Source organism: Vibrio algarum, from assembly GCF_028204155.1.
GTDB lineage: Bacteria > Pseudomonadota > Gammaproteobacteria > Enterobacterales > Vibrionaceae > Vibrio > Vibrio algarum.
In genome coordinates, this window is the sequence record NZ_JAQLOI010000001.1 from 1,976,960 (window position 1) to 1,994,944 (window position 17,985).

The window sequence follows — 17,985 nt, forward strand, 5'->3', positions numbered from 1 at the left end:
GTATAGCGGCCATCTCAGCCATCGAGGATGACCGAGATGGTAGAACTTAAGATTCGGCTTCATGTTTGTAGATATGAACGTCACGTTGAGGGAACGGAATACTGATATTTGCGTTGTCGAGTTGTTTTTTGACCTGCTCAGTTACATCCCAATAAACGTCCCAATAATCCTCTGTTTTTACCCAGGGTCGTACGATAAAATCAACTGATGACTCGTTAAGCGTATGGAGCTTCACCGTTATTTCAGGTGTTTTTAGTACTCGTGGGTCGTTGAGCAAAATATTAGTAAATACTTCTCTTGCCGCGTCAATGTCGTCCGCATAACCAATACCAAAGACCATATCGACACGCCGAATTGTTTCCGCGGTAATATTATTAATAACATCACCCCATATTTTATTGTTAGGGATTACTAATCGTTGGTTATCGATGGTTTGCACGCTAGTTGAAACTAAGCTCATGTTTTTTACTGTTCCTTGGATACCGGCAACTTTAACCATGTCACCTACATCATAGGGGCGGTATATAAGGATCATTAACCCTGAAGCAAAATTGGAAAGAGTATCTTGCAGCGCGAAACCGATAATCACACCAGCAACACCGAAACCAGTTAATAGCGGCGCGAGTTCAATGCCGATTTGCGAAGCAGCAAATAGGATACCGATAAAAATAACGGTTTTAGAGGCAATAGAAACAAAGAAGTCTTGCATCAATACACTGAAATCCATTTTCGAATGTTTTACGCTTTTTTTAACCGTGGAACTTACGATACGGGATATACTTCGCGTCACATACAATATGAACAAAAACAGCAATACTTTAACAATTAGAGATGGCGTGTTGTCGAACGCCCAATCCTTTAATGATGCTAGCCACTTTTCAAACAGACCAAATGCTACGTTTACATCTAAAACATCCGCGTTGATGTCGCCGGTAATTGTCAATAATAATTGTTTGGTTTGGGTGACATCTATGCCTATTTTACCCATGATGGAAGTAGCAACTTCTAGGCTAATAACCGATACGGCGATCTGTTCATTGTACCTGACGATCTGTTGAGTCAGCGATGCCTTTTCTTCGTCACTAACATAAGCCAATCGAGCTTCAGTTTCTCTTTTCTGAGTGTCTAAATATAGCATCGCGTTAGACAAAAACTCAGCACGCCTGCTTAGCGAGGACTTGAAATCGGTTGTGTATTGTTCGATATCTAGACTGTATTGTTCGGCTGTATTTAGTGTGGCAAAAAGTTGTTGATAGTACGTATCCATTTTGGTGATTCGACGTTGAACCTTGAGTCGAAGATCAACGTTGTCTTTGTATTCATGTGCTCTAAGTTGTTTAGCGAGAGAGGCAATGTCTTCATCGCTATATTTCAATAGTCCTCGAAGTAATTCTATTTGACCTATAACAATGGCGTTGATCTGTTCTTTGTCAGACATTGTTTTAATATTGAGCAGCAGGTCATCGCGAAAATGGTTGTTTTTACGTCGTAAAATATCTTCGAGAAAGGGTTTGTCGCTATTGTGCGCGGTGACAAGCTTTGCTAAATCGGATTGCAAGCTTTGTTGACGGTCTATCAATTCGTTTGCCTGTGTGCTCATAGACAGGGAAAATAGAGTGATAGTAAGCAGCAAAGTAAATATGTTTGAGAATAATTTTTTCATTACCGAGCCTTGTTAAATAAATCACGTTAAATGAATAGGTTAAGCCTATATCTAGTGTATAAAGGAATCAGAATATTCTCCATTTTTTATAACAAAAAAAGCCCAACGACAACGCTGAGCTTTTCTATCTAAACTGGGCTTAATCTAACGAGTCATCAATTAGATAATAAATTACAGATATAGCTTGGCTAAATCTGAAGGTTCCATCTCTTTACCTTCCAATGATTCGTTCCAGTTAACACCAGCAAGTACTCCGTCTTCTGCTAGCGTAATTAGCCAATCTTCAACAAACACATCCAGTGGTATTTCGTAGATTTCGAATTCTGCCCACTCTTCAACATTATGTATAGCCGCGTCTTCTTTGTTAGACCAAAACGGCATTACTTCACTATTTTCAAACTCAGATGAATCACAGGCTAGCCAATCTTCGTCGTTATTTCTTAGCCCCCAAACTACTTGATTCTGTTTAGTCTCAGTTACGAATAACTGCAAGTTTGCTTCTATGTCTGATGTTAGCTTTGTCATTGTTTGGTTCTCTGTATTCGATAGACGCTAAGACTACCATTATTACGCTTTATTAATAATACTTTATTGTTCAATATATCTTATGAAATGGTATACTGTTACATATTACTCACTGATTTAACATGCTATTAGCATTTATTGGTGATCTAGCTGTTTATTAAACGCGTATGTATATCTGCTTAGTCTGCAACCAAGTTCGTTAGCGATAAAGTTTGTCACATAAAAACGTGTTGGGAAGTATAAGAATGAATGAACAAATTTTAGCTGTAAGTGCCGTTATTGAATCCTCTACTGGAAGCGCTATTTTGGTTAGACCCGGAGAGGCAGCCAAATTAGCAGAAGCTGGTATGCAGTTGATACCACAAGATATTTTAATTACACCGAAGAATGCCGAAGTTATTGTTCAGATAAATGGTCAACAGGTTCTCATTGATAAAAACTGTGTTTCTTGTTTAACGCCACAAGCATTAAATAATGGCCAAAATATCGCTATCGCACCAATCTCAGGTGATGTCACGGTTGACCCGTCTGCGGTAGCAAACGAGCTTGCGATACTAGAGGGCGATGAAATTGCCAACATACAAGCAGCTATATTAGATGGTATTGACCCAACACTCGAATTAGAAGCCGCAGCCGCAGGTGGACAAGCTGCAACCAGCGCTAATGGTGGCTTTGTTACAATTGATTACACTTATGTCGAATCACTCGCGTCTACCTTTTTTCAGACACAAGGCCAACAAGCCGAGCAGATCGAAGAAGACGAAGACACGCCAATCGTGCGTCCAGGTGAGGGCGGTGAGCAAGGCACTAGTTCTATTACCGAAGGCACTTTAAACACAGCGAGTGCACTACAATCGTCCACGATCGTCACTACAGTCAACGCTGGGAATAGGCCACTTGATCCATCTTCTTTTACCTTTGAGACTGTGTCATTAGAAGCACTGCTTGCTGAACTAAACAGTGAAGTAACATCATCTGGAGAACCTGTTGTATTCAGTTTTGATGAAGCGAGCAATAGTATTATTGGTGTTCAGGGTGATGTAACCATTATCACTTTCTCTTTGGTGAGTAATTCTGTTGGTGCAAACGTTGAATTATCACTGACGACGACACTAGAACAACCTATCGATCACAATACCCCACTTGGTAACGCGGGTTTAGTTCGGTTTACTGATAATAATCTTTCCATAGACTTTGCTATTCAAGGACAGGATACCAATAGTAACGGCCTTCTTTCTCCTGTAGTGCTAACGCCAACTATTATAGATGGACAGGCCCAAACCGCAGAAAACGTGGATATTGTTTACACTGAGACAAAAGAGCTTAACCCAGAAAATCCAGTCAACTTTGAAGGTACTGCTATTAATATCGGTTCTGATTACCTTCAGGATATCCGCTTTGATGACGAGATCACTGCGCTGTTTGATAGCGTATTGACGAACAATCAATCATTAGAAGCTGTTTTGTCTGATGATGGTAGAACACTTTCAGTGTTTGTTGTTGGTGAACCAGAAAATCGAGTTTTAGACGCGACGATATCCCTTGATGGTAGTTATACCATTACTCAATATCAGGTGCTTGAGCAACTGAATGATCTTGACGATATATTAAGCCTACCTCTGCCTATTACTTCTGTAGATTTTGATGGGGATACGGTTACTAATACTATTAATTATCAAATAGTTGATGGTAGTGACGCTGTCGCTTTAAATCCTGATTCACAAGTCATTTTTACAGAATTGACCACACTAGACGGCTCTGTTAATAATGCGATCAGCGAATCTGGAAGCGCTGGTTTTGTGGCAGGTACAGATAGTATTGAATCTGTCGTTTGGGATATCTCTCAAGAGACAATTCTTTTTCTCGACAACATGACAACAAACGATGGTAAGACAAGTTGGACGTTATCTCCTGACGGCAAAACAATATTAGTTCAAAGAGAAGTCGATGGCGCTGATGTACTCGAACTGAAAATTGAAGATCTCGAAGGGAATTACACAGTACGCCAGTTTTTGTCAATTGATCAGGATATAAGCCAAAACGATGGAGATGATATTTCTAACAGTGGCAGCCAGTTAGATCTGACATTGCTAGCAACTGATGCCGATGGAGATAAAACTTTTGCAAAAGCAAATATCACAATACTAGATGGTCAATCTATTACTATTGGTAACGATTCAAGTTCCATATCATTAACAGAAATTATTGGCTTAGATGGCAGTGAGACAAACGCAATATCTAGCAGTGATAGCCTAGAATTCAGTCAAGGCACCGACGCTATAGAACGTGTTGAGTGGGCCATTAGCGATGCTGCATCTCAAATGTTTGAAGCGCTAACGTCAAAAGGCAACGACACGTCATGGGAACTCATCGATGAAGATAGAACGATTAGAGTTTTTGTAACTGAGAATGGTGTCGAGCTTGATGTATTAGTTATTAGCCTTTCAGATGATAATAGTGGTTCATATCAAGTAACTCAATTTTTACCAATTGACCAAAACTTGCAAAGTAATATAAATCAGTTTGTTTTAACGGCTATGGCAACCGATACAGACGGTAGTCAAGTGTCTAGTGATGTTACAGTTGCGCTAAATGACGGTGTTGATACTCAACTGACCAACAGCCGTGTCACGCTGACGGAACAATTGGACAGTGCCGGTAATTTCGATAGCGCAAATGGTACTACTTCAGGCACAACCAATATCATTCAGGGAGTTGATGGCTCAGAAATCTCGATTGACCTGATTACTGACGTATCTAACTGGACATCTCAAGGTAAAGCGCTGCAAGAGATCACGAGTGCCGATGGAAATACCATCACACTGGTGACGCAAGATGGACAGACGCCTGTATTGAGCTTGGTATTTAACCCAGTAACCGGTGGTTATGATGTTACTCAGAGTTTACCGATAGATCAGGTCTCTGGTAGTGGCAGCAAACTTACCTTTAAAGTGACGGCTGACTCCACGGACGACAACGATAAAACCGCTAATATAGTGGTCAATATAAAAGACGGTGTTGATACTCAACTGACCAACAGCCGTGTCACGCTGACGGAACAATTGGACAGTGCCGGTAATTTCGATAGCGCAAATGGTACTACTTCAGGCACAACCAATATCATTCAGGGAGTTGATGGCTCAGAAATCTCGATTGACCTGATTACTGACGTATCTAACTGGACATCTCAAGGTAAAGCGCTGCAAGAGATCACGAGTGCCGATGGAAATACCATCACACTGGTGACGCAAGATGGACAGACGCCTGTATTGAGCTTGGTATTTAACCCAGTAACCGGTGGCTATGACGTTACTCAAAGTTTACCGATAGATCAGGTCTCTGGTAGTGGCAGCAAACTTACCTTTAAAGTGACGGCCGACTCCACGGACGACAACGATAAAACCGCTAATATAGTGGTCAATATCAAAGACGGTGTAGATACTCAACTGACCAACAGCCGTGTCACGCTGACGGAACAATTGGACAGTGCCGGTAATTTCGATAGCGCAAATGGCACTACTTCAGGCACAACCAATATCATTCAGGGAGTTGATGGCTCAGAAATTTCGATTGACCTGATTACTGACGTATCTAACTGGACATCTCAAGGTAAAGCGCTGCAAGAGATCACGAGTGCCGATGGAAATACCATCACACTGGTGGCGCAAGATGGACAGACGCCTGTATTGAGCTTGGTATTTAACCCAGTAACCGGTGGTTATGATGTTACTCAGAGTTTACCGATAGATCAGGTCTCTGGTAGTGGCAGCAAACTTACCTTTAAAGTGACGGCTGACTCCACGGACGACAACGATAAAACCGCTAATATAGTGGTCAATATCAAAGACGGTGTTGATACTCAACTGACCAACAGCAGTGTCACACTGACGGAACAACTGGACAGTGCCGGTAATTTTGATAGCGCAAATGGCACTATCGCAGGCACAACAAATATCGTACAGGGGGTTGATGGCTCAGAAATCTCGATTGACCTGATTACTGACGTATCTAACTGGACATCTCAAGGTAAAGCGCTGCAAGAGATCACGAGTGCCGATGGAAATACCATCACACTGGTAACACAAGATGGACAGACGCCTGTATTGAGCTTGGTATTTAACCCAGTAACCGGTGGTTATGATGTTACTCAGAGTTTACCGATAGATCAGGTCTCTGGTAGTGGCAGCAAACTTACCTTTAAAGTGACGGCCGACTCTACGGACGACAACGATAAAACCGCTAATATTGTAGTCAATATCAAAGACGGTGTTGATACTCAACTGACCAACAGCCGTGTCACGCTGACGGAACAACTGGACAGTGCCGGTAATTTTGATAGCGCAAATGGCACTACCGCAGGCACAACAAATATCGTACAGGGGGTTGATGGCTCAGAAATCTCGATTGACCTGATTACTGACGTATCTAACTGGACATCTCAAGGTAAAGCGCTGCAAGAGATCACGAGTGCCGATGGAAATACCATCACACTGGTAACACAAGATGGACAGACGCCTGTATTGAGCTTGGTATTTAACCCAGTAACCGGTGGTTATGATGTTACTCAGAGTTTACCGATAGATCAGGTCTCTGGTAGTGGCAGCAAACTTACCTTTAAAGTGACGGCCGACTCCACGGACGACAACGATAAAACCGCTAATATAGTGGTCAATATCAAAGACGGTGTTGATACTCAACTGACCAACAGCAGTGTCACACTGACGGAACAACTGGACAGTGCCGGTAATTTTGATAGCGCAAATGGCACTACTTCAGGCACAACCAATATCATTCAGGGAGTTGATGGCTCAGAAATCTCGATTGACCTGATTACTGACGTATCTAACTGGACATCTCAAGGTAAAGCGCTGCAAGAGATCACGAGTGCCGATGGAAATACCATCACACTGGTAACACAAGATGGACAGACGCCTGTATTGAGCTTGGTATTTAACCCAGTAACCGGTGGTTATGATGTTACTCAGAGTTTACCGATAGATCAGGTCTCTGGTAGTGGCAGCAAACTTACCTTTAAAGTGACGGCCGACTCCACGGACGACAACGATAAAACCGCTAATATAGTGGTCAATATCAAAGACGGTGTTGATACTCAACTGACCAACAGCAGTGTCACACTGACGGAACAACTGGACAGTGCCGGTAATTTTGATAGCGCAAATGGCACTACCGCAGGCACAACAAATATCGTACAGGGGGTTGATGGCTCAGAAATCTCGATTGACCTGATTACTGACGTATCTAATTGGACATCTCAAGGTAAAGCGCTGCAAGAGATCACGAGTGCCGATGGAAATACCATCACACTGGTAACACAAGATGGACAAACGCCTGTATTGAATTTGGTATTTAACCCAGTAACCGGTGGCTATGACGTTACTCAAAGTTTACCGATAGATCAGGTCTCTGGTAGTGGCAGTAAACTTACCTTTAAAGTGACGGCCGACTCTACGGACGACAACGATAAAACCGCTAATATTGTAGTCAATATCAAAGACGGTGTTGATACTCAACTGACCAACAGCCGTGTCACACTGACGGAACAACTGGACAGTGCCGGTAATTTCGATAGCACAAATGGCACTACTTCAGGCACCACCAATATCATTCAGGGAGTTGATGGCTCAGAAATTTCGATTGTGCTTAGTACTGATGTATCGGGCTGGACTTCAAACGGTGATGCGTTGACATTGTTGCCGACAACGGACAACGGAAATACTTTTACATTTGTCACAGCAAACAATACTTCTAATCCTGTTCTCGTTTTGAAATTTAATAACGAAACCGGTGGGTATGAAGTTACTCAATACCAAGCTATCGACCAAGAGGACGGTAAGGGCAGTAATTTAAAATTCACTGTAACCGCTGATTCAACCGACGATGCCGACAAATCAGCGACAATTAATATAAAAATAAAAGATGGTGAAAATCCTGAAGTCATCGTTAACCAAGATGCATCATTAACCGAAAGCACTAACATGTCACAGTCGACACCAGCAAAGGTCACGATAGATGAGCTTGTCACATTTGACAAAGGCGTTGACGCGATCGACATGGTAGCGATTGAATTAACGACGGATATTTCAAGCTTAACAAGCAGCGGGGAACTTCTGACCTCTTCGACAGTTGGGTCAACCTTTACGTTATATCTAGATGGAACAACGACAAAAGTCCTTGAAGCCACATTAGATGAAATCACTGGCGACTTGAAAGTAGACCAGTATCTGCCGCTGGATAACCCAGCGAACAATAAGATTGCTTTAAACTTCAAAGTGACTGCAACCGACACAGATGGAGATAGTGACTCTGCAAGGTTTGGTCTTACACTGTTGGATGGACAAGATCCTGAAATCAATTCAATTTCTAAATTAACGGTAAGTGAAATTGGTTCAAATTCGAGGTCAGACAGTACCACAATAATACTTGAAGCGAGTTCGGATAATATTAAGTCGTTTGATATTGATATTGATAATGTATCGTTTGTTGCAGAGAACGGCGATTTGATAACGGGCTTAACGTCAGGTGGAAGAGAAATTACCTTCCAACAAATTGCTGATGGTTTTGTTGGTGTGATAGACCTTAACGATGACGCAAACAATCCGGACTATCAAAATGTCATTGAGCTTACCGTCATTTCAGATTACACAGACCCTAATTTTGGCAAGGTAACCTTCAGTATTGTTGCTCCTATAGATCATCCTGGTGACAACACAGACAAAATTACGCTTACGGTTCCTGTTTCTGCAACTGACTTTGATTCTGATACGAGTGAACAGATAGGCTTACTTATAGATATTGTCGACCAAGTGCCCACTTTACGAGATAGAACATTAACGGTTGACGAGGGTGATTCGATAGACAACATACAGATGTTTATTGATAAAGGAATGGATGGTGCTTCGATAACAGACATTACATCGTCAGATGCGGCTACGTTAAAACTTGATGGACAAGAAAGCATCTCGGTTTCAGGTACGACTCAATCCATCATTGTGTCGATGAAAGAGAGTGACGGTCAATGGCAAGAGATAGGTACGTTAACGGTTAAGTCTAATGGAAAGGTTAGTTTTTCTGCAAATAGCTCGGTTGAAAACCTTGTGGGTGATGTTGTCGCCAAATTGATTGTTACAGCAACTGATAGCGATGGGGATCAAGACCAAAGTGATTTAACTTTGGTGATAAAGGATCAGGTGTCATCTCTATTAGAAACCAATATTGTCGGTAAAGAAGATTCTGGTCAATTAATAGTACCTAACGACAATTATGGGAGCAGTGATAACCCTCCTATTGGTGTTCTATTGACAGTGAATGTAGGCGATATTGATGCAAATGAAAGTGTTTCATCTATAACTATTGTCGATCCTGAAGGTGGTGCTTTCTATTATTATGATGGTTCAAATTATATTAAAATTGATGGCAACGAGATCAGTGGAACCCAATTAACTACGTCGAGCAATAACGTAGACCAGTTATCGATAACAAATATTTTCTTTATTCCAGATAGACACTTTTCAACGGACGCTAGTGGTATTCAGGCTGACGTCACGGTCACGATTTCGAGACAATTAATCAATGCCGATGGAACAACGTCTACTATTTACGAATCGGTTTCTAGTGAGATCAATGTTGTGGTTCAAGGCATCGCCGACACCCCAGAGTGGCTTGATAGTTTTGAAGAAAACCCAATCGGGGTAGAAGATAGTTCAAGTGTTAAACTGGATTTTGGCGCATTTACACAAGATCAAGTCACTGGAAACACACCAGAAACGATCAATTATGAGTTGGAATTTACTACTATTCCAAACTTGCATGTTCTAGAAACCGTTGATGGTACAGAGATCAGTCCAGACCCAGATGGAATATATCGATTTACCTCAGATGAAATTGATAACGTCTATATTAATTCTGCGGATAACTTTAGTGGGCAAATAGAGCTAACGGTCAAAGCTATATCAAATGAGCCTGAAAGTAACGCGGTAATCCCTACCGCAGAATCGACTAATACGATAATAGTTGATATAAAGCCAGTAGCAGACGATGCAACCCTTGAAGTCGAACGTGTCAACGTTATCGAAGACAACGCTTTTCAACTTAAAGATCATATTACGGTTGTAGAACTAGACGATCTTACCGACAGTTCAGAGCAAGCTTATATTGAATTAATAGATTTGCCAGAGGGAAGTTACTTTAGTTATAAAGATACAGACTCAACACAAATAACGCTAATTGTGGATGACAATGGAAAAGGGGTAAAGGTCGATTCAGACGGTAATGTTATTGATCCTACCGCGGCTCCGATCGATCTTATTTTTAGCTACGATGTTATCCAAGATGAATACACAACTATTACTCCTCCTTTAGACAGCAACGTAGATTTTGATTTCAACGTAAAACTCACCATAGTGGATGAAGCTAATCTACAGAGTGACCCCGATGCCACTGATACCAACAACACTATTGCTGAGAAAACGATTCACGTTGATATAAAAGGTGTTGCGGACCTTCCTGCCATCGGTACGGAATCAACTAACCAATGGATAATAGATCAAGCTACGGGTGAAATTAGAACGTCTACACCGATTGATGAATATACGGGGCAGTCCATTGGCGACGCTGATGGCGAATATCAAGGTGCAAAACTTGATTTCTCTGTTGTCAGTGGTGAATTAGGAGACCATGAAGGGTTGCTTGGTCGATCTGAAACGATTTCCGTGGTGATTTCAGATGACGGTTCTAATGGAGACTATAAAATTATCGACATCAATACCGGTAATGAGATTAGTTTAACCTATATCGGCACTGAAAATGGCAAGCCAAAATACGAAGCAAATATCGATAACGCCGATGTTATGATTGTTCCTGCTGAAAATAATACTGATGATATTCATTTAACCGCCAAAATCATCGTGACAGAAAATGATGGTGATCAGACGGTAGTAGAAAAAAATATCGTTATTGAGGTAACACCAGTTATTTCAGGGTTTGAAAATCCGTTGACTGGAGATAATTCATTTATAAATCAAGTCTCAGTTTCTGAAGACAGTGATATTAACGTTCGTTGGTATCCACGCAGTGATCAACAACAATTAGCCGATAACGACGAATTAGATGTTGAAGATAATGAGTATGTCACCAAATTAGAACTAGAAAGTATTACTGATCGCAGCGATATAGATATGACTATATTGGTAAGTGGCGACTATTTAGTCACTTATCTAGATGGTTCTCCTGTGCAAACAGTCAGTATAGGCAACCAATCATATTATTCGTTTACAGCGGATAGTAGCATTATTATAGAGGCCAAAGATGGTGGTGCGTTAACCGCAGCCAACTTAAAAATCACAGCAAACCTACCAGAAGATTCGACAGAAGATTTCACTTTGGAAACCAAAGTCACAATTGCTGAGACGGACGTTGATACGTTGGATGTTAACGGCGAACCAATCGTCTCAGAAGCAACGTACAACGGTGCCGTTAATGTTTCGGTTGCTCCTGTGGTTGAGGCAAATACAGAGCTAGATCTGAACACAAGTCTGACGCCAAGTGATGTCAATGGCGAGTCAGTTTATACGATTACAGATGGCAGTATTAGTTTTTCTAGAAATAGTGAAGACACTAGTGCAGATGTTGGAGTTGGAGTTAAACAGGATTTAGACGCCGACTCCGATGAAAAAGTCGACCAGATCGTTGTAGAGTTTGATTTTGGATTGGATAAAGACGCACTTAACGATCCAAATCACCCGGACCATGCAGCTGTACTAGCTGATTTTGAATACCTCATAGACCAACTTTACGTTACTGGTGCAATAAATAATGGGGATGGAACATGGACTATTACCGACGAAGATTTATTTTCTATTCACGCACCAGATGGTTTACTTGACTCAAATGGAGACCCAGTTGTTGTTGACGTCATCATTCATACAGAAGTTGTGGACTATGTGACAAGTTATGAAACGGAGAATAGTAGTCCAGTTCAAAAAGACACTACGATAACTCTGCAATTTACTAAACCTGCTACAGGATTCGAGACAAAGGCGGCTTCTGGGAGTATAGAACCATCAACTGTGGTGACGGGTGCTGAAGATACACAAATCGAATTAAAAGATTTTCTGTCGGGCAAGGTTGTATTTACAGATTTGGGCCTATTAAGCGATGGTAATAGCGGCATCAATGATGAAATCGCTCTCGTTTTCGATTTTTCTAGCGCCCCTGCAGGTACTGGTATTAGCTTTGGTACTAGTGGTGGTGAAGATAATTTTGATAACGGTTTATACACAGCAGTTATAAACGTAGGCGACATAGACCTAACAACGGGTTTATTAAGCGATGAAGCTTTAACTGGGTTAATGTTAAATCTGCCAGAAGATTATGCTGGAGAATTTACCTTACCCGTAGCAATTGTTGTCACCGATCTTGATTCAGGTGACGAAACCCAATCAACCCTTAATATCCCAGTTAGAATCTCACCTGTAGTGGATGGCCTGGATGAAACAAACTTTGTTGATGGCGATGAAAGCGGTGAATACGCTATCGTTCAAACAGTAACCGATGCAGATTTCACCAACGCTCAAGAATCTAAACCAACGGTGATTGCAGACAATACCGCATATGAAGACAGTGCGATTAAGCTTAATTTGAACCATCTTAATTGGGAAGATAATGATACCGACCAATCTCGCGGTATTGAATCGTTTCAGAGTATTACTCTTACACCGCCATTAGGAAGTGGTTCTTTGTCGGTAGACAATAGCGCCTATAGTGACAATGTCACAATTGATGCTAATACCGGCGCGATAACGATAATCGCAAGCAATGGTATAACGATAGAGACAGTTTTAGAAAATATCATTTTCACTCCAAAAACGGATTTTTCCGGTTCTGTTGAACTGACCTTAACCGGTACGATTGTTGATAGCACCAGTTTTGTCAGTGCGAATGACGGTGCGTTTACGCCTTTACCGGACGATACTGCAGTTGATAATTCGTACTCAGCAACAATCTCATTTGATGTTGTCTCAGTAGTAGATGACGTTGCTGTTAAGGCGAACAATATTAAAGGCACTGAAGATAATGTCATTAGGTTAGACAATCTTAAGTTCACGTTAGGCGACGTAGATCAATCAGAAGAGTTCGTTTCATTCAAAATTACAGATGTACCTGATGACTTTCAAATAAAATCACTAGGTAATAATTTCTCGGTTAAGAATAATGGCGATGGTGAATGGAGTATTCAGATCAGAGCTGATTTGGGAATTGAAGCGACGCTAGATAATGTAGTGATTGTACCAGCAGAAGATTTCAGTGGTACGGTAAATCTAGGTTACTCGGTTTACGTTCAAGAAAAGGACACAGAAGTACCGAGAGAAACCTCGGGCACGTTTGAAGTGAATATTGCTGCGGTCGGTGATGATATTGACACTCGTATTGATAGTTCGCCCTCAGGAATAGAAGGCGGACAAGTTATTATACAAATCGATGCCAGCGTAATTGACAATGAAAACTCGATAGACCCGGGTAGCAACTACAACGAAAATAGCCCGGAAACCGTTTATATTAAAATCGATAACGTGCCTGAATTGGTACAGGTAACCCTTCCTGGTATCTCAACCGATGACTACACAGCAATCGCTGAGGTTGTTAATGGCGTTTATACAGGCAGTTGGATTATCACAACAACACTCCAAGAAGTGACCTCTATCGCGTTGGATCTCGCCAATACAGATTACAACAATGACTATTGGTCTAGTGATAGTGCAGAGATTACCGTTAATGTGTATGCAGATGATAACGGTAGCCGTGGGCAAGTTAGTACAGGTGTGGTTTCTCTAGATATTACCCCAATAAATGATGCACCTACACTCACCTTACCATCGGATGTTGTAGGTGATGAAGACACAGCGATAAATATTACTAGCATAGTTATAGCCGATCCGGATCAGTTTGATGATTCAGACCCAGATGTGGACGGCCATCAAGACGGCACTTATACGGTGACTCTCAGCAATTCTGACGGTGTTTTGTCAATCAGTGATGAAGCAAAATCAGCTTTCCCTAATGTTGTTATTACAACCGTTTCAGGTGAACTGACTTTGTCAGGAAACATCGCTGATATAAACGATCTACTGAGTGGTAATTACACTGGCGCGACCGCTGGCTCAGAAGGGATTATTTTTACACCAAATAGTAATTTTAACGGAAATACGAACATTGCAGTGTCAGTGGATGATAACGGCAACAATGGCACTGGTGATGCCGACCACACATTCGATAGTCAATTCGAAGTGTCGGTTACACCAATAAACGATACGCCAACGCTAACGTTACCAACCAATGTTGAAGTTGACGAGGACACAACGGTTAACATTACTAGTTTAGTTATTGGAGATGTAGACCAACTCGATGATACGTATGATCAAAACGGAGAATACACGGTTATTCTTACTAATACTGACGGTGTACTTTCGATTAGTGACCAAGCGCAATCGGCATTCCCTAATATAGTAGTTAGCACGCTGTCTGGTGAGCTGACCTTGTCAGGAAACATCACGGATATAAACGATCTTCTGGCTGGTAATTATACTGGCGCGACCTCCGGTTCTGAAGGGGTTATTTTTACGCCAAATAGTGACTTTAATGGTGATACCAGTATTACGGTATCCGTCGATGATAACGGTAATAATGGCACTGGAACTGCAGCAAGTAAGTTTGAATCGCAATTTAATGTGACTGTTAATGCCGTTAATGACGCACCAGAAAACACGTTGTTTGATAGTCTTTCTGTTACAGAGGGTAGTATCACTAAGTTAGTTGGATTAAGCGTGGATGATAGCGATTACGCATCGCGCCCTGACACAACCCCAATAACAGTAACACTCAGTACTTTACATGGTGAACTGACGGCACAGATACCGAACTCGTTATTAAATACGACGGTAGACAGTTCTAATCCTAATCAGATCATTATTAAAGGTCCAATTTCAGAAGTGAACCAACTGCTAAGTGCTAAAGAAGGAAATGAAGGTATCTTTTATTCCGTTAGTAGTAGCAACACAGAAACGACAGATACCTTTACCATGGTGACCAATGATGGTGGGAATTATGATTCTGTAGGCACCACTATCTTAGAAGACACGGATACCGCAGGTATCACCATTGCACCAGTTGTTTCTGGTGTTCCTCAACTTGAATTAGCATTGCAGACCCAACAGATTAGGACCAATGTTTCAAGTACTCTCGCAGGAGTAGGCATTCCCCTTATTGGGTTAAATGCGAGCTTAGTATCTGCCTCTGCTGATACTCAAGATACTCAAGAAAGTGTCATCATTCGAATATCTGATTTACCAGACACCGCGACAGTGACTGGGGCTACCTTAAGTGATGGATCATGGATTATTGATGCCGCTAATTTGGATTCTGCTGAAATTCATGGTTTGACAACTTCTGCAGTACTTTCCATTGTTGCCATCGCTGAAGAACCGAATGCTACTTCCGTCGAAAGTTCGGTGACGACTGTTAATATTGTGGTTGATGGTGATTCAATCATTGGCGATGAAAATACAAACGAGAGCGATCCACTACTTATTGTTGCTTCCAATGACGATACGACATTAATTGGCACAAGTAGTGCAGATATTCTTGTCGGTGGAACAGGTGAAGATACATTTACTGGAGGAGCAGGGGCAGATGAATTTGTTTGGACAGAAACGAATCTAAATAACAATGTAGATACTATTTTAGATTTCAGCACCGCTGATAATGACACGATAAATCTCTTGGACCTTTTAGACACGGGAGAAACATTAGAAGCGTTTCTTCAAGATCATGTAACTGCAACCATTGTTGACCATGATACTGTGGGCGACGGTAAAGATGTGAACCTTGAGATCCAAGTGGATGGACTAAATTCTCCGCAAAATATACTTTTAGAAGGGATGGGTGAACTTTATTCTAGCGCAACTGACGTACTCTCAGCGATGCTCCAAGACCACGTATTTAAAGATTAAAAATAGAAATTTTGGCTAATTTTTTATAAAAAAGGGCTCTTGCAAGAGCCTTTTCGCGTTAATTCCTAAATGGTTGTGTCAACATCTTATCAAGAATCTGTTCTCTCCCCTCTCTAAACTGCGGGACACCTATTACACAGCCATCATGTCCACCAGTTGGTTGGCTTATATAGGTCTTAAATAACCTATCCCAAATTGAAAGGAAAAAACCAAAATTAGAGTGGGTTTCACGAATAACAATTGAGTGATGCACACGGTGCATATCAGGCGTGACGATGACTTTTCTTAAGTACTTATCTAATGTTAACGGCATTCTTGCATTGCTATGGTTGAACATGGCACTAACGTTCAATACAACTTCAAAAATAACCACTGCTAATGCAGGTGCACCGAGCAACATGACCACACCGATCTTAATCCAAACAGAGAGTATGATTTCGATAGGGTGGAATCGAGAACCGGTTGTTAAGTCAATATCTTGGTCAGCATGATGAACCCTATGAAGCCTCCACAGCAGGGGAACTCGATGGAAAACTAAGTGTTGAATATAGATAGCCATATCCAATAGTAACACTGAAATTAACACCGTAATCCAGAAGGGTAAGTCAACAACATTGAAAAAACCTAGTGACCGTGCATCGGCTATTTGGGCGGCTTGGAAGGCAAGTATTGGCATAACAACTGCTATCATTGCACTGTTGGAAAAAATTAAACCCAAATTATTAACCCAACGTATCCATTTTTTTTGAGTGAGTTGCTTTCTAGGTTTACGCCACTCCCATACTGCAAACAGTAAAAATGCTCCAATAAAAAAAGTTAGCCGTATAATCGAAGGATCTTCCATGAGCTATTCCTAATGTATTTGAAATTACCGTTACTCTAAGTACAATCGGCGCAACTTTCTACTAAAAAATCACCGACAATTAAACATGCGCATACATTCTGTTCATAAACTCATTGAACACCGACATTCAATATCAACAAAAGCGTTTAATGCACGAGGTTCAAAAGTTGTACGCTGTAAGTACTGCCAAATTGAACGTCAATATTGTATATGCTCATATCAACCGAATATCAGTTGTGGTGTGTCAGCCTTAATCTTAATGTCAAAAAATGAGGTACTAAAACCGAGCAACACAGGACGACTAATTGCTGATGTCATAAAGGATACATACACTTTTCAGTGGAACAGGACGGAACCAGAAGAAGAACTGCTAACCTTACTTAATTCGCCGAAATACCAACCAGTTGTGGTTTTTCCTGAAGAATACATAACCGACAATAGACTTATTTTAAATAAAAACAATATTACAGAATTTAACGTACACAACGGTGACAAGAAGTTACTCTTGATTTTTATTGATAGCAGTTGGCGAGAGGCAAAAAAATCTTTCGGAAGTCCTCTTATTTAGAGCTCTTACCCGTAATATCGATCAAACCAGAGACCATATCACAGTATGTAATGCGAAAATCTGAAAATGAAAATCATTTATCTACAGCGGAAGTCGCCAGTTTTGTTTTAGACCTAGTTAAAGAAGAGCGTGCCGCGGACGGTCTACGTTTATGGTTTGAGTTGTTTAAGGAAAGTTACTTATTAAGTAAAACCAGAATGCGTTCTGATTTGACGAGACCAGCACTTGCAAATTACTTATCTTCCAAAGTGTCATTTTAAGTGCTTACTCACTGACCAACTAAGTATTTTTGCCCAGCAAAACTAGGCTCAGGTCACGGTATGTAGGAGTAGTGTTGTGGATAATGCTAAGGTTTTATCAT

General features: G+C 41.2%; 4 protein-coding genes and 1 pseudogene. 2 read left to right on the top strand and 3 right to left on the bottom strand.

Going from position 1 to position 17,985, the window contains the following annotated elements:
* Positions 1-46: 46 nt before the first annotated feature.
* Positions 47-1,663 (bottom strand): mechanosensitive ion channel family protein, encoded by a 1,617-nt coding sequence (locus PGX00_RS09445; protein WP_407702348.1) that lies wholly within the window; start codon positions 1,661-1,663, stop codon positions 47-49.
* Between the two features lie 171 nt (positions 1,664-1,834).
* On the bottom strand, positions 1,835-2,188 hold the full coding sequence (locus PGX00_RS09450) for a DUF2750 domain-containing protein (protein WP_272135580.1): 354 nt from the start codon (positions 2,186-2,188) through the stop codon (positions 1,835-1,837).
* Between the two features lie 245 nt (positions 2,189-2,433).
* On the opposite strand from PGX00_RS09450, the gene PGX00_RS09455 reads away from it, so the two are divergent.
* Complete coding sequence (locus PGX00_RS09455; protein ID WP_272135582.1) at positions 2,434-16,212, top strand: retention module-containing protein; 13,779 nt, start codon at positions 2,434-2,436, stop codon at positions 16,210-16,212.
* 58 nt (positions 16,213-16,270) lie between these two features.
* Here PGX00_RS09455 and PGX00_RS09460 read toward each other — a convergent pair whose 3' ends face one another.
* Complete coding sequence (locus tag PGX00_RS09460; protein WP_272135584.1) at positions 16,271-17,056, bottom strand: sterol desaturase family protein; 786 nt, start codon at positions 17,054-17,056, stop codon at positions 16,271-16,273.
* Between the two features lie 85 nt (positions 17,057-17,141).
* Here PGX00_RS09460 and PGX00_RS09465 point away from each other — a divergent pair.
* Positions 17,142-17,884: pseudogene (locus PGX00_RS09465) on the top strand (tRNA-uridine aminocarboxypropyltransferase).
* Positions 17,885-17,985: the final 101 nt, after the last annotated feature.